The following is a 22416-nucleotide window of genomic DNA, read 5'->3' as shown; positions in this document are numbered from 1 at the left end:
CCCCACAGAGTCACCGCTTCGGCGGTAACGCTGTGGGGTTTTCTGCAGTTATACACGCCACAGCAACTCACAGCGGCTTGTGCCGTACCGCTATGCTTAAACGAACGCAGTAACAACGATAGAACGCGCCAAGGTGGCAGAGTCCGGCCGAACGCAGCGGCCTGCAGAGCCGCCCACCGCCGGTTCAAATCCGGCCCTTGGCTTTTCCCAATTCCAAGAGCGCAGTAGCTGCTGTTTTCGATCACTTGGATGAACGTCCTAGAGTCGCCTCTCGTCCGCATAGCCGTCACTCCCGATAACCGGTTTCAATAGTGTCTTACTCAGCCTCTCTATAGTCGCCACTGCAAGTCATTGCACGCCTGATCGACCGACAGCTGTCCGATCAGTGTGTGAATCGTCTCAGTGGCTACTATAGCAACTCCGGGAAACGATCGCTGATAGAAAGCGGGTCAGGCACGATTTGATACCATGCCTGAGACCCTGCTCACTCCGTTCACAGAACTTCGGTCTGCCTCAGATACCTCCTGCCGTCGGAATCTGAACATACGATCGGACGTGCTCATGGTTCGAGAGAGTGGTGCTCTCTCGTCACTGAGCCGAGCTTCGCTCGGCGAGGTCTAAAAGAGTGCAAAGCGCTCTTTTGAAGATCACGGAAGACGCTTCGCGTCTTCCGAACGACTCCGCTGCGCGCGACCTCCCTGCGTTCAAATCCTGACGGTCTCGTTACTGACGACTCGCGAAATTGTTCGTCGGCAGAAAGCGGGCCGGGCGCGATTTGAACACGCGACCGTCTGGTTAAAAGCCAGACGCTCTGCCAAACTGAGCTACCGGCCCTGTAGTTCCCTTTTTCGGGGAACAGCGGTTAAACGTTTCTTTCTCCACTGCTTCGATAGTGATCTCGCCGGTCCGACACTCTTTATTCGAAGTACTGTTCGAGCGCCTCGGTGACGAGTTCCCCAGGATTGACATCGTCGATGGAGGCACGCCGCCGGAGAGCGCGATAGGTCATCGGCGAGAGGGTGAGCTCGAGCCGGCCGAGGGTAATATCGTGTTCGTCGAGGGCCTGATCGATGGAGGCACCATTGTTGATCGCGCTGGCGACGCTGCGGACGTCGCGGACGGTGAGGTCTCCGTCGAGGGTAGCCCACGCGAGGAGGAGCCGTGATTCGCCGCCGACACGGGCGATGTGTTTGGCGGCTGTCGGGGCGATCTGACCGAGTGCGACCTGTTTGCGGACCGAGCGCGGGAGATCGTGGACGCGAGCCCACTTGCGGATAAAGGAGACGGTAGCGTCGCCGCCGGCGCGTTCGGCGGCGGCTTTGTAGGAGCCTTCGCCGCGAACGAGGGCAGCGCAGGCAGCTGCACCGCGAAGCATGTAGAGGTGATCGTCGTTGGTCTCACCGCCGGCGAACCGGCGGACGGTTTCAGCGGCGTCTGCGAGGCTCTCGGGGTCGTCTGGATCGAACTGGACGGCTTCGCGGGCGCGAGTTCCGGCGACCGATTCATCGCCCCGGATAACCGGTGAACCGACGGGCGATTCGCGATCCGTGGGGATCGATCGATCGCTCTCGTCACGTCTGTGCGAACGATCATCGGGGCGATTGTCGGTCATGAACCTCGGTAGGAGTTCCGCTGTCAAAAAGGTCGTTATCGGGGCTGAAGACTCGGTTATTCCTCGCGCTGTTCGGCGAGATGTTCCCAGATCTCCGTACAGCCGGCTCCCTCTTCGATATCGTCGAGATGAGCGTCGTCACGCTCTTCGGCTTCCTGCTTGATCGGCTCTGGTTTGCATTCGGCTGTATCAGTCATTGGCGGCCATTCGAACCCCGTAGCCATAAGTATCGCTTCGGCTGCAAACGATACCCGTGCTCTGTCTTATGGGCTCTTTCTGCCGCTATCTCTGACGAGTCGACTTCTCGTGACAGCTGTTCGGTATCCGTCTGGTATCGAATCGCACCTTATCGGACCGATAGTGACGGCCCAGATCCGTGTGGAACTCACGGAGTATTGACTGACGAACGATCAGTGGCGGTCACTCGAGCCAGAAGCACTGCATAGTTGCCCGTTTCGGCTCGAACTGGAGCGAGTGTAGCGATCCGATAGACCTCGGTTGTAACGTGTGTTGGTGTCTGCTTCGCCCGATGCGGGTACGACGATATCTGTCGTGTCGGCATAGGTGGAGCGCTGTTGGGCAAGAGCGAATGCGAACGGTGGTGTGACGTTCCCCGGGAGTGCCGTCGATCGGTACGTTGTGGTGGACTGTTCTCTCTTTTTGAACCGAGTTCCTGTGCACGCTTCGAGTCAGGAACCGAATGACTGCGAGCAAGTTGAGGCAAAAATAACCGATAGGTGTGGCGCTTGTTTCAGCGCTGGATGGGATGATCGCCGTGAGTAGTGTTGGCTCGAGTCCGTTCGTCTCCGTGTTCGAAACTCGGCCGGCGGTCGAATGCTTCGGGACTCGGTTTCACACTTCCTCTCGTTCACGTCTGAAACCCGTTTCACCGAGTGCGTCGACAACCGCGCCTCGTGATCGTTTTGGTGCCGTTCTCGATGTCATCGCTCGAGACGGCCGGCAGTATAAGTGCTCGGAGACTGAGGATCGAATCGATATGTCTGATCGACTGATGTCGGTTACCGCGCATACGACGTTGGATTACGTCGAGGGGAAAGCAGTGGGCGAGACCTTCGAGTGGGAGTCGGTCGCCGTCGTGAACGCGACCGCTGATCGCGAGGATCCCGATAGCGTTCGATTCCAGTTCGAACTCGATAATCTCGCCGAGGAGCACCTGCCAAAGCACATGGACGAACTCGAGTTGACGCCGGAACAGGCCCGGACGTTGGCCGCGGACCTCGAGAAACACGCGGGTCGAGTCGAGGACGCGACGGAGTAGCTGCGGCTTCGTTGGCGGCGAAGGTGGTCCGCATCTGCGCCTGCCGTGGCAGGCTCCCGTCTTTTTCATTCGGGTAGCGAACGACGGAGGGGGTATACTATAGTAGCCACTGCAAGTCACTGCACACCTGATCGCACGACGGCTGTGCGATCAGTGTGTGAATCGTTTCAGTTGTGACTCTATGAGCATGAACACTATTCGGGACCTGTTCGAGCACGGCCTCGAAGACATCTATCACGCGGAGCACCAGTTGCTCGACGCGCTCGAGGAACTCGAGGTGAACACCGAGCACGACGAGATTTCCCAGGCGTTCTCGGAGCACCGTGAGGAGACCCAAGACCAGATCAAGCGGCTCGAGGAGGGCTTCGATATGTTCGGCGAGCCACCCGAGACGGAGGAGTGCGAGGCCATCGAAGGGCTCCTCGAGGAGTACGAGGAGTTCACGTCGATGGATCCCGCACAGGAGGTGATGGAGTATCACAACATGGCGGCCGCCGAGAGGACCGAGCACTACGAAATCGCTGCCTATGGCAATGTGATCTCGCTGGCAGACCAGCTCGAAATGGGCGACGCGGCCGATCTGCTCGAGGAGAACCTCCGGGAGGAGCAGGAGGCCCTCGACGAACTCACGGGACTGACCGAGGAGTTCGAGATGGATGCGATCCCGGCCGAGTGAATCGAATGGCCGATGACTCTGACGCGCAAGACGACGAATAGGGTGTACGCGATCCGTTTTCGTGGCGGAGTCGATCGCGCCTCAAGCTCGAGTGGCCCTGCCGCGACGCGTACGGCTTTTACTGTTCGGTGTGTTACTCCCGCGTGTGACGACGCCCGCCCCGGAGAGACGTGAGGAGGTGTCGATTAGACCGGCAGAGCGTGCGGATTTACTCGCGGTCGTTCGTATCGAGAACGCGTCGTTCGCACAGGCCTGGCCGTACAACGCCTTCGAGCGGTTTCTCGGCGAACCGGGGTTTCTCGTCGCGGAGATCGACGGCGAGATCGCCGGTTACGTCGTCGCCGACGTGACACAGCAGATCGGTCGTGCGCTCGGCCACGTCAAGGACGTCGCCGTTCACCCAGAGCACCGTCGGGCGGGTGTTGCCTCCACGTTGCTCTCCCGATCGCTCGGCGTGCTCGCGGCCCACGGTGCGGAGACGGTCAAACTCGAGGTTCGGCGGTCGAACGACGGGGCGAAACAGCTGTATCGAGGCTTCGGCTTCGATCCGCTCCGGCGGATTGCCAACTATTACGGCGACGGCGAGGACGCGATCGTGATGATTCGGAAACTGCGGTAGCGGGTTGTGGCGCTGCGGTAGCAGGTTGCGCCACGTTTTACCGTCCAAACCCGTACGGTCTCGTATGGGATACGCCTGTCCGGTCTGTGACGTCGAAGAGGCCGACGCGGTGCACCTCGCGAATCACCTCGCGATCACTGCGTCGCTCGGCCGCGAAAACCATCGCGAGTGGCTTGAGGAGCACGCACCCCACTGGGGCGACTGTAGTCCCGAGGAACTCGGCGAGATCGTCAGTCCGCACGCACGGGAAATCGATACGCCCGAGTTCGAGGGATCCGGCCACGACCACAGTCATGGCCACGAGCCGGGGCGACCGGACTCGCTCGAGGAGGGGGTCGCCCGCCAGAGTCGTCAGCCCGGCCGCGGTTCGTTGACCGCCGAAGCCGAGAACGTTCTGCAGGAAGCCGCGGAGTTGACTCGCGAGATGCAGACCACAGGCGAGAGCGACGCGGACGACGAATCGCCACCGAACGCAGACGACGTAGCGGGCGACAGCGAGGAAGGCGAGAGCGTGGAGAGCGACGTCGACGAGAACGAAAACGCGTAACTGCTTCTCTGCCGACTGGACGGATATGCACACAGTGGGGACGTTTACTTTCGAGTCGGTCGCGGACGCGCACAGACAGTACGAATCGGTCGGTCCCGCGGCCCAGACGGTCGTCCGCGAGGTCGCGAAGGCCATGGAGTTCGACCGCGATGAGTATGCCGAGCGTGTCACAGGGGATGTCGTTGAAACCGCACGCGATGCCCTCTTCGCGAGCCTGCTCGCGGTTCGCGTCGGCTCTCGCGAGGAGTTCGAGGGCTGGCGCGACGACTACGACGGCGAGGTGACGATGGCGGGTCACGAGGATGTCGACCGTGTCGTCTGGCACGCGGGGCCGGACGGCGAGGCCGTCGCGGCGACGTTTCAGAACGAGGAGGAGGCGGCCATCGCGACGCTTCGTCGACAGGCGTTCGGGCGGTTATACCGAGATATCGTGTAGGCTACCGCAGGATCGAAGACGCACCATCGACCGATCCGACAAACCTGCGAGCCGACTGGCTGTTCGATTGGCCGGACGAGTAACTGTGTTCCGTCGCAGCCAGCCATCGACCAGCACCTATTATCCACTCGAGCGCCCACGTGTCCACGATGACTGTACCCGACGAGTGGGACCTGCTCGAGGAGCGAACCGAGTACGAGACGGGCTGGTACGACGGCGGCTACGATCTGCTCGAACAGCCCGACGGGAGCCGGAAACGATACTACTGGGCAGCCCTCCCTCCCGCGGTCGTCGTGGTCGCGCGGATCGACGGGAGCGTCCTCGCAGACACGGAGAGCGGTGGTGACGCTGCCGGCGACGAAGACCGCCTCCTGTTCGTCGAACAGTATCGGCCCGCGACCCGCGAGACGCACCTCGAGCTCCCCGCGGGGATCGTCGAGGACGGTGAGTCGTACACGCAGGCGGCGACCCGTGAACTCGAGGAGGAGACCGGCTTTCGTCCCTCGAGCACCGCGCTCCTCCAGGAGTACGCAGTCGCGACCGGCGTGTTGCGCCACGACCGCGGCGTCGTCTACGCCGAGGGACTCGAGCCCGGCGAGCGGGAACTCGACAACAACGAGTTCCTCGAGGTGACGACGGTGCCGGTGAGCGAGGCGCTCGAACGCGCCCGCGAGCAGCCGGCGAACGATTCGACGCTGTCAGCGCTGTTGCTCGCGATGGAGGACGGCGTCCTGTAGCACGAGCGCGATTCGCCGACGACATCTCCGACGACTCAGCCGGACGCGACCGGACCCGCATCCTTATTCGGCCCGCGGCCGAACGCGCCGGTAATGGACGGCGAAATTTCCACCGACGAGGTCAAGGAACTCCTCGAGGACGATGCGGACGTTCGCATCGTCGACATCCGCGACGAGCGAAACTTCAAACACAGTCACATTCCGGGCAGCGAGAACATTCCTTTCCATGAACTCACGGACCGTGTGGACGAACTCGAAGACGACGATCACATCGTCACCGTCTGTCCGCACGGGAAGGCGAGCGTGCAGGCCGCACAGCTCATCGGGTCCTACGAGGGGACCGCCGATGCGCGCGTCGAGAGCATGGCGGGTGGACTCGACAAGTACGGCATGAAGTTCGGCCTCGTTCGCGAGGAAGAACAGCGGGACGAACCGGCCGACCGCGAATCTCCGTTCTAATCGGATTCGGTCGCAGGGGCAGCGCACACTCCGACTCCCACGCAGCCTCGAGTCGGATCCCCGTCGCTCAGTCGGTAGTTCGGCTCAGCGGTTCGGCGATTCGACTGGTTGATCGGTGTGAAAAAACGGAGAACTGTGTTGCGATGCGGTCGTGGGTTCGGAAGTCGTCTCAGCACATTGCGGGTATCAGGCGACGTTGAAACCCCGGTCCCGAAGGAACTCTTCGATGCGACCGGTGTGGTTGCCTTGGAGTTCGATGTGGTCGTCTTCGACGGTGCCGCCACACGCGAACTTCGATTTGAGATCCGACGAGAGACTGTCCAGATCGACGTCCTTCGGATCGAATCCTTCGACGATCGTTACCTCTTTCCCGTATCTGCGCTCGTCAATGCGGATGTTGAGTTGCTGTTGTCCCTTGGCCACGTCCTCACAGACGCAGAGTTCCTCGGGCAGCCCGCACGTCGAGCAGACTTCCGACATTACGTTCGTAGCTATGAAACGGCCATATTAAACACTATCGGGACCCGCATGCTTTCGCGCGGTTCTTTTTGAGTGGGCGGGGGAGGTACCGGGGACTGGCCGCCGGTGAGCGACTCGAGTTCCCGTTCGATCGCGGTAACATTCGGACTGCCCCCGGTCTTATCGGAGCCGACCGACCACTGGAAGGGACTCTCGAGCGATATCGTCGACGATTTCGATCGCCTCGTCGGCGTCCGCCCGGCTGATACCGCCGCCGTAGGTCGCTCGCTCGTAGCGGTCGACGACCAGTTCGGTTCGCGGGTCGATCGGCTCCGCGTCGGTCGCGTCGTCCGCCGCTGCCGACAGTGCCGCCAGGTACGCTCGAGCCGATTCCGACCGACGGCGCGGCCGGTACTGGCGTGCGAGTAGCCGCTCGAGCCGGGCGAATGCGCGCTCGGCGTCTCGATCGGGATCGCGCCGGCGGCCGTGCCAGTAGACGCCGAGTTCGCGACGGGCGCGCGTCGTCGCGTCCGTTCGGCGCACGCCTACGGCGAAGCCAAAGAGGAGGACAATCCCGAGCGCCGCCGTTTCGCGCGTGACCGTGACGAGCGACTCGCCGTCGTTCGACTCGGTGCCCTCGGTGCGGTCAGTCGGGCTCTCGTTCGTTCCGTTAGCCGGCTCGTTTGGCGAACCGTTCGGCTCGCTTGGTTCGTTGGGGTCGTCCGGAGTGTCCGGCTCGTTCGGGTCGTCGGGGTCGGGTCCGGACGGATCGTTCGGGTCGTCCTCGGGATCGTCGGACGATTCGTCGCGAACCGGCACGTCGGCGCTCTCTTCGGTGTCGGCGTCCTCGTTGCCGTTTTCGCGGGCCTCCTCGAGTCGGTCGGTGTGGACATCGTCGCGGCCGTCCCCCGGCGTCGGATCGAATTTGACCCAGCCGTGGCTGGGGAAGTAGACCTCGACCCAGGCGTGGGCGTCGAGCCCGCGGACCACGTATCTATCGTCGTCGACCTGCTGGCCGCTCGTATAGCCGGTAACGTAGCGGGCCGGGACGCCTTCTTCGCGGAGCATCTGCGTCATCGCCGTCGCGAAATAGACGCAGTAGCCCTCGTCCATCTCCATCACGAACTCCTCGGCGGTGTTTCCGGGGGGCTTGGAGACCTCCAGCGAGTACTCCTTCGAGGACTCGAGGTGGCGCTCGATCGCGACCGCGGTCTCGTATGGATTGTCGGCGCCGGCCGTGATCTCGGCGGAGCGCTCCCGGAACTCGCTCGAGGTTCCTTCGGGCGTCTGCAGGTAGTGGTCGGTGACGTCGTCGGGATAGTTCGTCCCGGCGTCCCGGAGCGCGGACGGACTGGGGTCGACGATCGCGCTCTCGACCCTGTAGGTGTCGCCCGCCTCGAGCGGCGTTTCGGGCCGCGGCTGGCCGTGGGTGGAGACGCTCGCCCGCCGCGTCACGTCGCCGCCGAGCGAGATCGGGTGTGGGGCGACGGGCATGATCCCCAGTTTCGTCTCGGCGGTGATGGTCTGTTCAACCCGGTCGTAGTCGCCCGGCGGTGATCCGATCCGCCCGTCGTACCGGTTGCTCTGGCCGGTCCGAATCCACTCGTCGCCGGTAAAGCGATCGTAAACGCCCGTGCGCCAGTACGATCGCCGCTCGGATTCGACCGTGAACCGCACTTCCGGTGAGAGATCGACCTGCCCGGAGATCCCTGACCGCTGGGGCGCGGTATCGAGCGTCGCCTCGAGCGTGCCGGGTTCGCCCTGGACGAGGTGGGTCGGCCCGGACGGCTGGCCGGGGACGATCGTGACCGTCATCGAGAGGACGACGATCAGCGCGAACAGGGCCGCGAGCAGGTCCGCCTGCCGGATCGAGCCGCCCCGTTTCTCGAGTTCGCCGGCGGCGATGGCGCCGATGGCGGCGAGGGTGCCGGACAGGGTGGCGAGCATGCCCGCGTCGCCGGTCAACACGAGAAAGCCCAGTGCGGCTCCGCCGGGGACGACGCTGAGCGCGTATCGCCCCCGAAGGGCGAGATACCACGAGAGGAAGACGGGGGCGGGCGCGAATCCCAGCGTCCAGATGCCCGCCTGCAGCATCCGGAGGAGGGGGAGACCGGTCGCGAGTGCGACGGTGTCGGAGACGAGCGCGTCGGTGGCTGTAAAGACGACACTGGGATCGACACCGGCCGACGTGAGGTAGTAGCCGAATCCGATCCCGGTCGCCGCCAGTGCGAGGGCCGCAGCGGTCCGCGGCCGGATCAGCCGCGCGAGTACCGTCGCCGCGGCGAGCATCGCCGCGACGAGCGCGAACAGCGACTGACTGCCGCCGACGATCTGCGTTATCCCGTAGAGGACACTCACGTACGACGCCGTCAGGGCCAGCACGCAGCCCAGGGCGACGGGCCGGACGATGTCGGAGCCGACGGTTCGGTTCGTATCGAGCGATATCGTCCGATCGCCGACGCGTCCGGACGAGTCCGTACTCATGGACTCACCCCCGATCGTCCGTCGTCGTCGCATTCGCGTCGACTGTCGTAATCGCCCCGGCCGCGTTGCGTGTTCTGATCCCCCTGGCCGCGTCGCGCGTCGTGATCGCGCCCGTCGCTCCCGTTTCGTCGCCCTCGATCACGACCGCGGAGTCGGTCGAAGGGAATCTCCCGGTCGTCGACGACGACCGTCGTCCCGTCGGCGTCGGTTCGAACCAGAACGTCGGCGTCCTGCCGCGTCCAGTCGTCCAGTTCGCCGGGCCCGGCGACGGCCAGCAGTCCCAACAGTTCGCGGTGGTGTTCTCGACCGTCTCCCGGCTGCTGCGTCTCGTCGGGAAGGCTGAGCCCGACTGGCGCGCCTCGCTCGAGGAGAACGGTGACAACGCTTGCGGTGGCCGCCGCCCACTCATCGTCGCGGTCAGCGAACTCGTCGAATCGACGCGAACGGCATTCCGCGGCGACCGTGACGGCTCCGATCGCCTCGTCGTCAGCGTACTCTGCGACGACCAGCTCGCCGTCGGGGCGCTTGGCCGCGGTCTTCCAGTGGATATCACGGAGCGGATCCCCGCGTTGGTACTCCCGGAGATGGTCGAACTCCTCGCGGTCGCGCCGATCGGCGACGCCGGCGAGCGCCCGAATATCGGCGGCCGGGCCACTGTCCAGCTCGTGAACGCGTGGATAGACAAGCACGGGCGTCCTCGCCTCGTACTCGAATCGGCGCTCGACGAGGCCGACGATGTCGCTGACGACGATCGACAGCGGACCGACCCGGTGACGGCCTCGCGCCTCGAGTCCCACGTCGTTGGTAACCGTTTCGTCGCCCTCGAGAGTCGTCTCGGTGACGGGTTCCGCGGTCGACGAGAGGCCGTCACCGACGGTGTCGCGGACGGTCGCGGCGATCGGGCCGTCGGTCTCGATCGCGACCTCGACCCGTCGCTGCTCGCCGATGAACCCCTCACTGACGGGCTGGCGGTCGACGCGCGGTCGGTCGGTTCGGACGGCCGTGACGAGGCCGGCGAGCAAGACGACGACCAGCGGGACGACGATCGCGTTCAGCGCGCGAGGACCGAACCCCCAGCTCAGCGCGACGGCCACGACTACGGCGACAACGACGGTCCAGCCGCGGAGCGTCAATCGCAGTCGACGAGGGCGCCTCATTCGACGGAGACGCGCTCGAGTGCGTCCTCGACGATCGCGTCGCCGGTGCGGTCGCGACCGTCCGTCTTGATCCGGTGGGCCATGACGACGGGGGCCTCGGCCTGCACGTCGTCGGGAGTCACGTACTCCCGGCCGTTTGTGACGGCGCGGGCTTGTGCCGCCCGGAGCAACGAGATCGTCCCGCGGGGACTGACGCCGATGTGCGCGTGCTCGCGGGTGTACGCCGCGAGCCGCGTCACGTACGCTCGAACCGGCTCCGCGACCCGCACCGTCGAGACGGTTTCGCGGGCGGCGACGAGCGTCTCGCGGTCGGTCACCGGCTCGAGCGATTCGATCGGGTGGTCGCCGACGGTTCGGCCGAGTAGCTCCGCTTCCTCTTCGGGCTCCGGATAGCCGAGATGGAGCTTTTTCATGAATCGATCGAGTTCGGCGAAGGGCAGGTCGTAGGTCCGATTCGGTTCGACGGCGTTCTGGGTCGCGATCACGGTAAACGGCGTCGGTAGCTCGCGCGTCCGACCGTCGGTGGTGACCTGCCCCTCCTCCATCGCCTCGAGCAGGGCGGCCTGGGTCTTGGGCGGCGCGCGGTTGATCTCGTCGCCCAGCACGATGTTACCGAAGACGGGGCCGGACTGGAACTCGAACTCGCGGGTCTTCTGGTTGAAGACGTTGACGCCGGTGACGTCGGCGGGGAGGAGATCCGGCGTGAACTGGACGCGACTGAACGTGCAGTCGACGGATTTGGCGATCGAGCGCGCCAGCATGGTCTTGCCGACGCCGGGAACGTCGTCGAGCAGGACGTGTCCGCGCCCGAGGATGGCGGTGACGACGTGTTCGATGACGTCGTCGTGGCCGACGATTACGCGCGAGACGTTCGCCTCGATGTCGGCACACAGTCGTTCGACCGTCGAAATTCTGAGGGCGTCGCCGTCGACCGTCGACTCGGTGCCTGCGTCTACTGTCGGGTTTGCATCAGTCATAGTGTCGAAGGTGTCCGCGGGGACCCGGACGACCCGGTCATTACGACGACATCCGTGGCTCCGGAACATATGCTTTGTGTCACATGAACTACCAGTTATGTGAGAAAACGCTGCCGCTGTCGTCCCTGTCATGACGCTCCGCTCGGGACGAGCGCGGTCCTCGAGTAAGTCGCGAACGATCTCACACGAGGCCCGTTCTACTCACCCCCGAGCGCCGTCGCTACCCAAGTAGCAATCAGAAAACGATACCACTCGACGGAACAGCTTAGACTCGCTCGAGGTTCGTCGCGCGTGGCCCTTTTTCGGCCTCCTCGATATCGAACTCGACCTCCTGCCCCTCTTCGAGGTCCGGGCCGCCGACGTCTTCCATGTGGAAGAACACGTCGTCGTCCGCGTCGTCAGTTTCGATGAATCCGTAGCCGCCTGTGTCGTTGAAGAAGTCGACCGTACCTTTCGCCATTGCATCTCAATAGAACCGCGACGAAGATATAAATCTTCGGGAGCACATTCGCAGGCTCCCCTCGAGAAGTACGCCGTTACCCCGACCAGTCATCCGTTACCACTCCTTGCAGTTGCGACAGACTAAATCGCCGTCCGAACGCCAGACGCGATCGGTCGCGCCGTCGCACTGACTGCAGTCGAACTCGCCCCAGGCGTACGTGGAGAGTCCGACTTCGCCAGTCGAGTCGTCCGCGTCCGCTGACGGAGCGTCGGAGTCGACACCCGATGCCGAGTCAGCGTCGGCTTCCGCGGGGTCGGCAGCGGTTTCCGGCGTTGGATCGGCGTCGGCTTCCGGCGTTGGATCGGCGTCGGCTTCCGGCGCTGGCTCGTCGTCGGCTTCCGCTGTCGAGTTGTCGTCGCCGTCTCCGCCGGTACTCGAGTCGTCGTTCGACTCGTCGGTAGTGGCGGACGCGAAATCCGAGAGCGTCGCGTCGTCGGTCACGGACAGGAGTACGAGCGCCGGCGGCTTAATCGCTCGCCTCCGCTCTCGAGGACGATGCACAGCGAGCAGCGTTGAACGGGACCGGTACGGCCAAGTAGCACGGGTCACAACGCCCGAATATGGACACCGTCACACCGCTGAACGTCGTCGTTGACAACCTTACCGAGATGATCGAACTCTTCAGTGACGTCGCGATGGGTGCAGGACTCGCCCCCCTCCTCATTCTGATCGGCGCGCTTCTCGTCGCCGTCTCGATGGGCGTCTTCGGCATCCTCACCCTCGGCGCGGTGGGCAACCTCTTCACCGCGAACTGACCGCGGCGGCCGACGCTTTACTCGCCGCTCATCTCGCTCGCCCGAGCGAGCGCCTCGCTCGCCCGATCGATCGCGTCCTCGAGATCCGGACCCAGCGGTGAGCCGACGACGATCCCGTCGACGTGCTCGAGCGCCGCGGCGAATCGGTCGGCGACCGTCTCCGTCGTTCCCGCGATACAGAACGCGTCGATCATCGCCGGGGTAACGCGATCGAAGGCCTCGGGAAGCGCTCCCCGCTCGAGCGCCTCGCTCACCGCGGTCGCGGCGTCGCGGTCGATATCGTGGCGCTCGAGGACCGGCTCGGCGGCCCCGCCGACGATGAAGGCGACGGGCGGTCGGGCGGCCTCGCGCGCCGCGGCTTCGTCGCCGGCGACGCTGACGCTCGCGAACGCGAGCGACTCGAACTCGCCGCGCTCGTCCGGTCGTTCCTCCCTCCCCTGCTCGAGTTGACCTGCAGCCCACTCGAGATCTCGCGGGTGGGCTGCATTGACCAGCACGCCGTCGGCGTGTTTTGCGCTCATCCGAAGCATGTGCGGGCCCTGCGCGCCGACGTAAACCGGAATCTCCTCGGACGGTGGCTCGAGGTTGAGCGACGCGTCCCGCGCGGTGAACGTTCCCTCGTGGGTGACCGTCCGGCCGTCCCAGAGCTCTCGAGCGAGGTCGAACGTCTCGAGGACGCGCCGGAGCGGGCTATCGCGTTCGAGACCGAGGTTCGACAGGGAGGAACGGTCGCCCGCGCCGACGCCGAAGACGCCTCTGCCGTCGCTGATCTCGTCGATCGTCGCCGTCTGTGCGGCCAGTTTTACGGGGTGCGTTTCGTAGGGATTGACGACGCCCGGTCCGAGCCGGATTTCGTCCGTGGCGTCGGCCATCCGGGAGAGCACCACGAACGGATCCCGATTGAAGTAGTGGCTGCTCGCGAACGCGATGTCGAACCCCTTGTCCTCCGCGAGCGCGGCCAGGTCGGCCACTCGTTCGGGCGGGTGTTCGGGCGTGAGTTCGATGCCCCAGGTCGGATCGTCGCTCGAGTTGGTGTTCTCACTCATTCACTGAACCTCCACTCTCGAAGCGACTGCCGAACGAAGTCGCTCTCGACGGATCGAAAGAGTTCGTCGCTCCCCTCGTGATTGCCGAAGTCCCAGCCCCGGACGACGACGGCGGGCGTGCCGCCGGCTCCCTCGCCGGTGACGAGGTTCGCGGCGGCGGCGAGTTCGTCGACGACCGACTGGACGGTGACGCCCAGCTCGTGGCCATCCCGGTCGAGTTCGCCCCGCCAGTCTCTGCTCGCGGGCATCCCGGCCCAGCCGAGCGCAACGCCGCGCTGGCCATGCCGGAACGGCCGGCCGCAGGTGTCCGTGACGATCACTGCGACGTCCTCGAGGCCCCGCCGTTCGAGCCCCGCTCGAATCCGCTCGGCGCTCTCGGTCGGTCGCTTCGGCAGGAGCAACAGGTCGTGATCCGGCACGTTCGAGCGGTCGATCCCCGCATTGACGCAGATGTGGCCGAACCGGGTCTCGGTCAGCAAGAATGGGGCGTCGATCAGCAGTTCCGTGCTCTCCTCGAGGACCGCCTGCGCGAATCGCGGGTCCTTCTCCTCGTCGGCCAGCTCCGCAACCCGGTCGGCAATCTCTTCTGCCCGGCCACTGACCGGGTAGTCCTCGAGATTCGCCGTCCGGCCCTCGGCCTTCGAGACGATGGTGCTGGCGACGGTGAGTACGTCGCCGGGCTCGAGGGCGGCCCGATCCGCGACGAGGTCGGCGATGTCGTCGCCGGGGCGGATTTCGGGCAGGTCCGCCACGCCGTTGAGTTCCATACCGGTGGGTGGGGAAGCGCCGTCAAAAGGCCACCGTCACCGGATAATAGGCGTGGACGACCGCGAGCGCCTACTCCTCCTCCTCGGGCTTCCCGTGTCCGCCGCCGCCGGGGGTCCGCACGGTAACGGTCGTCCCGGCATCGACATCGACGGTCGTCTTCGCCGGCACCGCCTCGCCGTCGATCAGGTTCTCGCCGGTTGCGCCGTCCTCGCCGTCGTCGACTCCCTTCGGCGCGTGGCGTCGGCGCTCGGTCAGCAACGACACTGTCGCGTCGGTCTCGACGGTGACCGAGCGCTCGAGCCCTTCCCCACCACGATATCGTCCGCGACCGCCGCTTTCCTCCCGGAGCGCGTAGCGCTCGACCCGGAGGGGGTACTCGGTCTCGAGGGCCTCGACGGGCGTGTTGAGCGTGTTCGTCATACCGACCTGGACGCCGTCCATCCCGTCGCGGTCCGGACGCGCGCCGAAGCCGCCGCCGATCGTCTCGTAGTAGGTGACGGAGCCGTCCCGCGCGCCGATAGTGAGGTTGTTCATGGTGCCCTGACCCTGTGCCGGCACGCGATCCGGTGCGGCCCGCGCGAGCGCGGTGAAGACGGCGTCGGTGACCCGCTGGCTGGTCTCGACGTTGCCGCCGACGACCGCCGCGGGCGGCTCCGGATCGAGCAGCGACCTTTCGGGTGCGCTGATCTCGACCGGTTCGTAGCAGCCGTGGTTCGGCGGAATCTCGGGGTCGGTGAGACAGCGCACGACGAAGTAGACGGCGCTCTTCGCGACCGCGAGCGGCGCGTTCAGGTTCCCCGCGAGCTGGTCGTCGGTTCCCGAGAAGTCCACGTCGATGCGCTCGCCGTCGACCGTCACCGCGACGCTGATCTCGATATCTTCGTCGGTCACGCCGTCGCCCTCGAGTACGTCGGTCGCCTCGTAGGTGCCGTCGGGGAGCGCCGCGATCTCGCGTTCGACGCGCTCGCGAGAGTAGTCGATCACCGCGTCGAACCCATCGAGGACGGTCTCGCGGCCGTGCTCGTCGAACAGCGACTCGAGCCGGGCCTCGGCGCGTTCGTTGGCCGCCCGCTGTGCCCGGAGGTCGGCCCGGCGCTCGCGAGGGTTGCGCACGTTCGCGAGGACGAGCGAGCGGACTTCCTCCCTGACTTGCCCGCCCGCGACGAGCCGGGTCGGTGGGAGCCGGAGTCCCTCCTGGTAGATCTCCCTCGAGTTGGCCGGCATGCTCCCGGGGGTCATCCCGCCCACGTCGGCGTGGTGGGCGCGCGAGACGGCGTAGCCGACGATATCGTCGCCGTTTCGGCCCTCGGTACCGCCGTCGAGATCGCTCTCACCGTCGTCGTCATCGCTCCCGTCGCGGCCGGGCGCGAGCGGTGACACCATCGTCACGTCCGGCAGGTGCGTCCCGCCGGTGAAGGGGTCGTTGAGCACGAACACGTCGCCCGGCTTCGGGTCGCGCTCCCGGACAGCCGCGACGGCCGCCGGCATCGCGCCGAGGTGGACCGGGATGTGTTCGGCCTGCGCGATCAGCCGCCCGTCAGCGTCGAACAACGCCGTCGAGCAATCCCGGCGCTCCTTGATGTTCGGCGAATACGCCCCCCGGATCAGGGTCTGTCCCATCTCTTCGGCGACGCTCTCCAACTGGTTGCGGACCACCTCGAGGGTGACCGGATCGATGCTTCCGTCGCCGTCGCCGCCGTCCGAGTCGTCAGTATTCACAGTCATCGGTGTCCCTCCGCCGTGTCGCTCGCTCGAGTCAGTACCAGGGTGCCGTCAGCGAGCACGTTGCCGGCCCACGCGGGCGGGACGACGGTCGTACTCTCGGCCTGTTCCAGGATCGCCGGCCCGGACACCGTCGCGCCGGGCGCGAGCCGATCCCGATCGAAGACGGTTGCTGACCGCGCACCGCCGGCGAAGTGCACTCGCCGGGTGCCGATGATATCGTCGCCCGCGCCGTCGTACCGGACGGTCGGCTCCGAGCCGGGAACTGTCGCCGTCGCGCGGAGGGTGACGATCTCGATCGATTCGTCCATCGCGTAGCCGTGGGCCCGCTCGTGGGCGTCGTGGAAGCGTTCCGCGACCCCGGCCGCGTCGAACTCGTCGTCGACGGGAACTGTCAGCTCGAAGCTCTGGCCCGCGTACCGGCAGTCGGCGGCGCGCTCGAGCCGCGCCGCGTCCGGATCGGACGCGTCCGCGAGGACGTCCGCCACGAGGTCGTCGTAGACCCCCTCGAGATCGGCCGGATCGACCGCCCGGAGATCCGCGCCGACGGTCCGGGCCGCGTCGTAGCTCTCGTCGGCCGCGAGGAGGCCGAAGGCCGACAGGACCCCGCTCGGTCGCGGGACGACGACCTGATCGACGGACAGCGAGTCCGCCAGCGCCGCGGCGTGCATCGGCCCCGCGCCCCCGAAGGCCACGAGCGCGAACTCTCGGGGATCGTGCCCGCGCTCGACGGTGACGGACCGGATCGTTCGCGTCATCGTCGCGTTCGCCACGCGGTAGACCCCGCGAGCGGCCTCGAGCCCGTCCTCGAGGCCGGTCTCGTCCGCCAATCCCTCGAGCGCGTCGCGGGCGGCGTCGACATCGAGCGTCAGTTCCCCGCCCAGCGCGGTGTCGGGACCGATGTAGCCGAGCACGACGGCGGCGTCGGTAACGGTCGGCTCGGTTCCCCCGCGACCGTAGCAGGCGGGGCCGGGATCGGCGCCTGCGGACTCCGGACCGACCCGGAGCGCCCCGCCGGGGTCGACCCAGGCGACGGAGCCGCCGCCCGCGCCGACGGTGTTCACGTCGACCATCGGCGTCCGGATCGGCAGGCCGTCGATCTCGGCGTCGGTCGTCCGCTCCGCTCGCCCGTCCCGGACGAGACTCACGTCGCTCGAGGTGCCGCCCATGTCGAAGGTGACGAGCCCCTCGACGTCGGCGTCGTCGACGGGCGCCCCAGCGCCGACGACGCCGGCGGCCGGCCCCGAGAGTGTCGTCGTCACGGCGCGCTCGCGGACCGTCTCCGGGTCGGCGATGCCGCCGTTGGCCTGCATGATCCACGGTGCCGGGATCCCCGCCGCGTCGGCTTCCTCGACCAGTCGGCCGACGTAGCCGTCGATCGCCGGTCGGAGGTAGGCGTCAGCGGCCGTCGTGGACGTCCGCTCGAACTCGCGGAACTCGGCGAGCACCTCGTGGGACGCGGAGATCGGAACCGCGAGTTCCTCACGGAGCGTCTCGGCGACGACCCGCTCGTTGTCGGGAGCCGCGTACGCGTGTAGCAGGCAGACCGCGACCGCTTCGACCTCGCGCTCGCGCAGGGTCGCCGCGATGTCGCGGACCGCGTCGGCGTCGACCGGCCGTTCGACTCCCTCGGTTGTCGCCCGTTCGTCGACTTCGAACCGCAGCTCGCGAGGGACCAGCGGGTCGGGCTTCTCGGCCTCGAGATCGTAGAGATCGGGTCGGTCCTGGCGGCCGATCTCGAGGACGTCGCGAAAGCCCTCGGTCGTCACGAGCGCCGTCTTCGCGCCATCGCGCTCGAGCAGGGCGTTGACCGAGACGGTCATCGCGTGTGCGAAGCCGTCGATCTCGCTCGGCGTGATCCCGGCGCGGTCGCAGGCCTTGTCGATCCCCTCGAGGACGCCGACGTGCTGGTCGTCGGTCGTCGGCACCTTCGCGGTGACGAGCCGGTCGTCGACGGAGAGCGCCACGTCGGTGAACGTGCCGCCGACGTCGACGCCGATCCGCGTCTCGCCGTCGCCGGTCGCGCCTCCGTCCGCTCTCGGCTCACCTCCCGTCATCGATCCTTCTCCTCTCGTGGCCCGCGGCCGATTCGCCGTCGAGCGATCCCGTCACGTGCTGTGTCATGGACAGACAGGGGGAGCCGAGGTAGGTATAGTTCACGCACTCGCCTCGCGAGTATATTCGCCCCGTCGCGGCCGCGCGCCGACGGTCAGTCGGTCCGTAACTCGACGGTGAGATCGCCGTCGTCGACGGTCGCGACGTACATCGTCACGCGAGTCGTGGGTGCAGCGCCGGTGGCGCTCCCCGGATTGAGTACCCGGACGCGACCGGCTGCGTGGCCCTCGTCTGCCGGGCGGACCTCGTCGAACGCGACGGTCTCGTCGACCACCTCGTGGGTGTGACCGGCGACGGCGACGAGCGTCGCTTCGGCGTCCGCGCCCGCTTCCGCACGGGCCGTTTCGACGACTCGTTCCCGCCAGTCGCCCGACGATCCGTCGCCGTGGGTGACGACGAACGTCACGCCGTCGATCTCGAGGGTGGCCGTCGTCGGCACGTCGAGCGTCGCCGGATCCACGTTGCCTCGAACGGCCGTCAACTCGCCACCCGTGCGGTCGACGATCCGCTCGTACGCCCCGAACGACTCGAAATCGCCGGCGTGTATGGTGTGGTCGGCCGCCTTGATCTCGGTGACGACCCACGCGGGAAGCTTCGGCTCTCGAGTGGGCACGTGGGTATCGGAAACGATCGCGATACGTGTCATAGCCGTGCGTTCGTCCGCCAGTTCAGAAAAGCGTTCGTCAGCGGACGATCCCCGGTCGTCCGTTTCGCTCACTCGATAACGGTCTCGGGTCGAGCGCTTCGTGGTCCGTAACGGCGCGTTCGAAAGCGACACGTTCCCGGTCGCCGTGGGCCATCGTATGTGCCCGGACACCGACACCACGTGCGACAAGTCGGCTCACGTCGTCACCGCGTTCCTCCGCCATCGGAGTGACGTTCTCTGCTTGCGCCGCAGTGACGCCGTCGGTACCTACCGGGGCCGGTGGGGCGGCGTCTCCGGGTTTGCGGAGGGCGATCCCGACGAACAGGTTCTCATCGAGATCCGCGAGGAGACGGACCTCGAGACCGACGCCGTCTCGCTGGTCCGCTCCGGGCGGCCGGTCGCGTTCGAGGACCCCGACCTCGCACGCGAGTGGGTCGTCCACCCGTACCTGTTCGACTGCGAAACCCGCGAGATCGAACTGAGCGAGGAACACGACGCCGTCGAGTGGGTTCCGCCGACCGCGATCCTCGAGGCCGTCGGCGACGACCGCGAGGGACTCGACGGCGAGACGGTCCCCGAACTGTGGACCGCCTACGAGCGCGTGGCACCCACCGTTCGATCGATCGCGGCCGACGACGAACACGGCGCTGCGTTCCTCTCGATCCGCGCGCTTGAGGTGCTGCGCGATCGAGCGGGGCTGCTCGTGGCCGAACGCGACTCGTCCGGTAGCGATTCCGAGGGTGAATGGGACGAACTCGCCGAACTCGCGGGTCGGTTGCTCGAGGCCCGGCCATCGATGGCCGTCCTCCGGAATCGAGTGAACCGGACGATTGCCGGTGCGGACGGCGGTGAGAGTGCGGAGACGGGTGCCGCCGCGGTGCTCGAGTCCGCGCTGTCGAACGTCGACCGCGCGCTGACGGTCGACGAAGACGCCGCGAGAAATGCGAGTGAGCGCCTCGAAGGCAGCGTCGCGACCCTCTCGCGATCGGGGACCGTCCTCGAGGCGCTCCGGACGGCCGAGCCGTCGCGGGTCTTCGTCGCCGAATCGCGGCCGGCTCGCGAGGGGATCGCCGTCGCGGAACGGCTGGCCGAAACGACGGCGAGCACCGTGACGGTTCACACCGACGCGGCGGCCGCGCACGTGCTCGCCAGTGAAGATGTCGACCGCGTCGCGGTCGGTGCCGACACCGTCCTGCCCGACGGTGCCGTGGTGAACAAGACCGGGACGCGAGCGCTGGCGGTTGCCGCCGACCGGGAAGGGATTCCGGTGTCCGTCGTCGCGGCGACGGACAAGGTCTCAACCCGTGAGGCCGTGAACCTCGAGTCCGGCGACCGGGCCGCGGTGTACGACGGCGACGCCGGGATCGACGTGCTGAACCCGACGTTCGATGTGACGCCCGCCGACTGCGTCTCCGAGATCGTGACCGAACGCGGCGCGCTCGAGCCCGATGCTGTGGGAGACGTGGCCGCGGAATTGCGCGGGCTCGAGGAGTGGTAGTGATATTTGGACGCGGCTGCCCGTCGGGGCTCGTGACGCAGCGGATTTTCGACGTGAACGGATGTCCGTGAGGCTTTTGCGTCCGACGGGGGTATCATCGATCGGTGGCGATGACGAGAGTTACCCCCGCTTAGCCCCTTGTGATGATAGCTTTCACTGAGCCACCGTCTCAGCGTCCCGGAGACGCATCTTCGTGCATTCCTGTGGAATCCGAGGTGACGCGATGGATGGGTCCCGCGGTGACCGACCGCAACTACCGATCGAAGTCACTCCAGCGTTCTCCCACGGCAAAACTGATCTCGTCCTCGTGGTCATCCGAACCGAGAACGACGGCGAGCAGTTCGCTATCCGTGTCCGTGATCGTCACCGTTTCGTCCGCACGTGTTTTCCCGGCGATGTCGAACCCGTCAGCCAGTTCGACGGAAACCTCGTAGTCGCCGATGGTTCCCCAAACCTGCTCGTACGCTGCCGACGCGTTCGAGTTCCCGTCGTCTTCCTCGTCGTGCGATGCAACGTCGAACGCGTCCGAGAGCGCGATCTCATCGTCCGGACCGATGATTTCGATCGTCCCGTCGATCGGCTCGTCGGTCCCGTTGAAGACGCTCACGTCCTCGAGTCTCTCGTTCGCCCTGGCCGAACACCCGGCCAACCCGGTAACGGCCATCGTCCCGACCCCGATCAGGGTGCTTCGTCGAGTGACGCGACTCGTTTCGATCCCGTGCTCGCTGTTCGAACCGGTGTCAATTCGTTGTTGCATAGCGGGACGTTACGACCGGTAGTATATCAATATGAAAGGGTAGTATCTGGGTCAGAAAACCCGCCAACGCGGTCAGCTTCCGGATCGAAATCGACCAAAGGTTCAATCTCGACTCGTTCGTAGCGGTGCGTATGCGTACCCAACTCGAGTCGTCGGTCGACAGTCTGGGCATCCACGAGTCGGTCGACGACGTCTTTCCGCCGGGGGAGCTCGCGACGTCCCTCGCCGATCTCCCGATCGAGGTCGAGGTCATCGACGACGACGGGATCGCGGCCTGCGACGCGGCCGTCACCCTCGAGTACCGGGAGGCGTTCCTCGACCTGGAGTGGGTCCACTCGATTCAGGCCGGGGTCGACCGATTTCCGTTCGACGACCTCACGGAACGCGGCGTCGTCCTGACGAATAGCACGGGCATTCACGACCGGACCGTCGGCGAGACGGTCGCGGGCTACCTGCTCATGTTCGCTCGGCGGCTCCACGACCACGTTGCGAACCAGCAGGAACGCCGGTGGAACCGACCGGAATGGGATGAAGCGTTCACGCTCCCGGGGTCGACGGCCTGCGTCGTCGGCACCGGCACGCTCGGTCGCGGCGTCGCGGAAACGCTGGGTGCACTCGGGGTCCGCGTGACGGGGGTCCGCCGCTCCGGCGATCCGGTTCCCGGGTTCGACGAGATCTACGCGACCGAGCGGCTGCTCGAGGGGATCTCCAGCGCCGAGTTCGTCATCGTCACGGTCCCATTGACCGATGAGACGCACCATCTCTTCGACGCCGAGTCGTTCGAGGCCATGCGCGACGACGCGTACTTCGTGAACGTCGCTCGAGGGCCGGTCGTCGACGAACCGGCGCTGATCGACGCCCTCGAGGCGGATTCGCTCGCGGGAGCGGCGCTGGACGTCTTCGAGGAGGAGCCGCTGCCCGAGTCGTCGCCGCTGTGGGGGATGGACGAGGTGATCATCTCACCCCACTGTGCCGCCTACACACGGGACTACTTCCGGGACGTGGGCGATATCGTCCGCGAGAACGTCCACCGAATCGAGGACGGCGAGGCGCTTCACAACCAAGTCGTCTGAGGACGGTCCCGATTTGGAGTCCAAGACGGCACTGGTCTCGAACCACTGGCCGGGCGCACGACTCGAGTACTACGAGAGTCGTGCAACTCGGG

General features: G+C 66.2%; 24 protein-coding genes and 2 tRNA genes. 11 read left to right on the top strand and 15 right to left on the bottom strand.

Features of this window, described 5'->3' with window-relative positions; translation table 11 throughout:
- Window positions 1-127 precede the first annotated feature (127 nt).
- Window positions 128-203, top strand: a tRNA-Cys gene (locus tag ACEWFR_RS13930).
- 557 nt (window positions 204-760) lie between these two features.
- Here the strand turns inward: ACEWFR_RS13930 and ACEWFR_RS13925 are convergent.
- The 3 genes from ACEWFR_RS13925 to ACEWFR_RS13915 all read right to left on the bottom strand — a co-directional run bounded on the left by ACEWFR_RS13925 (window position 761) and on the right by ACEWFR_RS13915 (window position 1809).
- A tRNA-Lys gene (locus ACEWFR_RS13925) sits at window positions 761-834 on the bottom strand.
- Between the two features lie 82 nt (window positions 835-916).
- Window positions 917-1612 (bottom strand): hypothetical protein, encoded by a 696-nt coding sequence (locus tag ACEWFR_RS13920; RefSeq protein WP_374061617.1) that lies wholly within the window; start codon window positions 1610-1612, stop codon window positions 917-919.
- A 56-nt stretch (window positions 1613-1668) separates the two neighbouring features.
- The gene (locus ACEWFR_RS13915) at window positions 1669-1809 is read right to left on the bottom strand and encodes a hypothetical protein (protein WP_176548157.1); all 141 of its coding nucleotides are present in this window, start codon (window positions 1807-1809) and stop codon (window positions 1669-1671) included.
- 800 nt (window positions 1810-2609) lie between these two features.
- On the opposite strand from ACEWFR_RS13915, the gene ACEWFR_RS13910 reads away from it, so the two are divergent.
- From ACEWFR_RS13910 to ACEWFR_RS13880, 7 genes are all read left to right on the top strand, one after another.
- On the top strand, window positions 2610-2891 hold the full coding sequence (locus ACEWFR_RS13910) for a DUF6360 family protein (protein ID WP_374061616.1): 282 nt from the start codon (window positions 2610-2612) through the stop codon (window positions 2889-2891).
- Window positions 2892-3072: 181 nt separating this feature from the next.
- Window positions 3073-3567 (top strand): DUF892 family protein, encoded by a 495-nt coding sequence (locus ACEWFR_RS13905; RefSeq protein ID WP_374061615.1) that lies wholly within the window; start codon window positions 3073-3075, stop codon window positions 3565-3567.
- A 145-nt stretch (window positions 3568-3712) separates the two neighbouring features.
- Window positions 3713-4186 (top strand): ribosomal protein S18-alanine N-acetyltransferase, encoded by a 474-nt coding sequence (gene rimI, locus ACEWFR_RS13900; RefSeq protein ID WP_374061614.1) that lies wholly within the window; start codon window positions 3713-3715, stop codon window positions 4184-4186.
- A 64-nt stretch (window positions 4187-4250) separates the two neighbouring features.
- Window positions 4251-4733, top strand: a complete 483-nt coding sequence (locus ACEWFR_RS13895) for a DUF5810 domain-containing protein (RefSeq protein WP_374061613.1) — start codon at window positions 4251-4253, stop codon at window positions 4731-4733.
- 25 nt (window positions 4734-4758) lie between these two features.
- The gene (locus ACEWFR_RS13890; RefSeq protein WP_374061612.1) at window positions 4759-5169 is read left to right on the top strand and encodes a DUF5809 family protein; all 411 of its coding nucleotides are present in this window, start codon (window positions 4759-4761) and stop codon (window positions 5167-5169) included.
- Between the two features lie 149 nt (window positions 5170-5318).
- Complete coding sequence (locus ACEWFR_RS13885; RefSeq protein ID WP_374061611.1) at window positions 5319-5906, top strand: NUDIX hydrolase; 588 nt, start codon at window positions 5319-5321, stop codon at window positions 5904-5906.
- A 93-nt stretch (window positions 5907-5999) separates the two neighbouring features.
- Complete coding sequence (locus ACEWFR_RS13880; protein WP_374061610.1) at window positions 6000-6365, top strand: rhodanese-like domain-containing protein; 366 nt, start codon at window positions 6000-6002, stop codon at window positions 6363-6365.
- A 186-nt stretch (window positions 6366-6551) separates the two neighbouring features.
- On the opposite strand, the gene yciH is transcribed toward ACEWFR_RS13880, so the two are convergent.
- The 6 genes from yciH to ACEWFR_RS13850 all read right to left on the bottom strand — a co-directional run bounded on the left by yciH (window position 6552) and on the right by ACEWFR_RS13850 (window position 12385).
- Window positions 6552-6845 (bottom strand): stress response translation initiation inhibitor YciH, encoded by a 294-nt coding sequence (gene yciH / locus ACEWFR_RS13875; RefSeq protein ID WP_098725285.1) that lies wholly within the window; start codon window positions 6843-6845, stop codon window positions 6552-6554.
- A 159-nt stretch (window positions 6846-7004) separates the two neighbouring features.
- A complete protein-coding gene (locus ACEWFR_RS13870; protein WP_374061609.1) occupies window positions 7005-9308 on the bottom strand; it encodes a transglutaminaseTgpA domain-containing protein in 2304 nt (767 codons plus the stop codon).
- Complete coding sequence (locus ACEWFR_RS13865; RefSeq protein ID WP_374061620.1) at window positions 9305-10447, bottom strand: DUF58 domain-containing protein; 1143 nt, start codon at window positions 10445-10447, stop codon at window positions 9305-9307. The genes ACEWFR_RS13870 and ACEWFR_RS13865 overlap by 4 nt, the downstream gene beginning before the upstream one ends.
- Window positions 10448-10461: 14 nt before the next feature.
- Window positions 10462-11442 carry an AAA family ATPase gene (locus ACEWFR_RS13860; RefSeq protein WP_374061608.1) on the bottom strand — a complete coding sequence of 327 codons (981 nt, stop codon included), beginning with the start codon at window positions 11440-11442 and terminating at the stop codon, window positions 10462-10464.
- A gap of 265 nt (window positions 11443-11707) precedes the next feature.
- The gene (locus ACEWFR_RS13855; RefSeq protein ID WP_098725289.1) at window positions 11708-11902 is read right to left on the bottom strand and encodes a cold-shock protein; all 195 of its coding nucleotides are present in this window, start codon (window positions 11900-11902) and stop codon (window positions 11708-11710) included.
- Between the two features lie 96 nt (window positions 11903-11998).
- On the bottom strand, window positions 11999-12385 hold the full coding sequence (locus ACEWFR_RS13850) for a hypothetical protein (protein ID WP_374061607.1): 387 nt from the start codon (window positions 12383-12385) through the stop codon (window positions 11999-12001).
- A gap of 119 nt (window positions 12386-12504) precedes the next feature.
- Between ACEWFR_RS13850 and ACEWFR_RS13845 the strand changes: the two genes are divergently transcribed.
- The gene (locus tag ACEWFR_RS13845; protein ID WP_374061606.1) at window positions 12505-12699 is read left to right on the top strand and encodes a hypothetical protein; all 195 of its coding nucleotides are present in this window, start codon (window positions 12505-12507) and stop codon (window positions 12697-12699) included.
- Between the two features lie 17 nt (window positions 12700-12716).
- Here ACEWFR_RS13845 and ACEWFR_RS13840 read toward each other — a convergent pair whose 3' ends face one another.
- The 5 genes from ACEWFR_RS13840 to ACEWFR_RS13820 form a co-directional block, all read right to left on the bottom strand.
- Entirely contained in the window at window positions 12717-13745 is a 1029-nt protein-coding gene (locus tag ACEWFR_RS13840; protein WP_374061605.1) for a 5,10-methylenetetrahydromethanopterin reductase, read from the bottom strand.
- Window positions 13742-14512, bottom strand: coding sequence for a coenzyme F420-0:L-glutamate ligase (locus ACEWFR_RS13835; RefSeq protein ID WP_374061604.1), 771 nt, complete (start codon window positions 14510-14512; stop codon window positions 13742-13744). Before ACEWFR_RS13835 ends, ACEWFR_RS13840 begins: the two co-directional genes overlap by 4 nt.
- Before the next feature lie 70 nt (window positions 14513-14582).
- Window positions 14583-16238, bottom strand: coding sequence for a hydantoinase B/oxoprolinase family protein (locus ACEWFR_RS13830; protein ID WP_374061603.1), 1656 nt, complete (start codon window positions 16236-16238; stop codon window positions 14583-14585).
- Window positions 16235-18292, bottom strand: coding sequence for a hydantoinase/oxoprolinase family protein (locus ACEWFR_RS13825; protein ID WP_374061602.1), 2058 nt, complete (start codon window positions 18290-18292; stop codon window positions 16235-16237). The genes ACEWFR_RS13830 and ACEWFR_RS13825 overlap by 4 nt, the downstream gene beginning before the upstream one ends.
- 152 nt (window positions 18293-18444) lie before the next feature.
- The gene (locus ACEWFR_RS13820) at window positions 18445-18996 is read right to left on the bottom strand and encodes a metallophosphoesterase family protein (protein ID WP_374061601.1); all 552 of its coding nucleotides are present in this window, start codon (window positions 18994-18996) and stop codon (window positions 18445-18447) included.
- Between the two features lie 157 nt (window positions 18997-19153).
- Between ACEWFR_RS13820 and ACEWFR_RS13815 the strand changes: the two genes are divergently transcribed.
- Window positions 19154-20494: an NUDIX domain-containing protein gene (locus tag ACEWFR_RS13815; protein ID WP_374061599.1), complete on the top strand. Its 1341-nt coding sequence runs from the start codon at window positions 19154-19156 to the stop codon at window positions 20492-20494.
- A gap of 253 nt (window positions 20495-20747) precedes the next feature.
- Here the strand turns inward: ACEWFR_RS13815 and ACEWFR_RS13810 are convergent, their stop codons facing one another.
- Complete coding sequence (locus tag ACEWFR_RS13810; RefSeq protein ID WP_374061598.1) at window positions 20748-21251, bottom strand: hypothetical protein; 504 nt, start codon at window positions 21249-21251, stop codon at window positions 20748-20750.
- 131 nt (window positions 21252-21382) lie between these two features.
- Here ACEWFR_RS13810 and ddh point away from each other — a divergent pair, with 131 nt between their 5' ends.
- Window positions 21383-22324: a D-2-hydroxyacid dehydrogenase gene (gene ddh, locus ACEWFR_RS13805; RefSeq protein WP_374061597.1), complete on the top strand. Its 942-nt coding sequence runs from the start codon at window positions 21383-21385 to the stop codon at window positions 22322-22324.
- Window positions 22325-22416: the final 92 nt, after the last annotated feature.

This window comes from Natrinema sp. H-ect4 (assembly GCF_041894845.1).
Lineage (GTDB): Archaea > Halobacteriota > Halobacteria > Halobacteriales > Natrialbaceae > Natrinema.
Note: the sequence above shows the minus strand (reverse complement) of the source record. Positions and strands in the feature narration are given on the sequence as shown.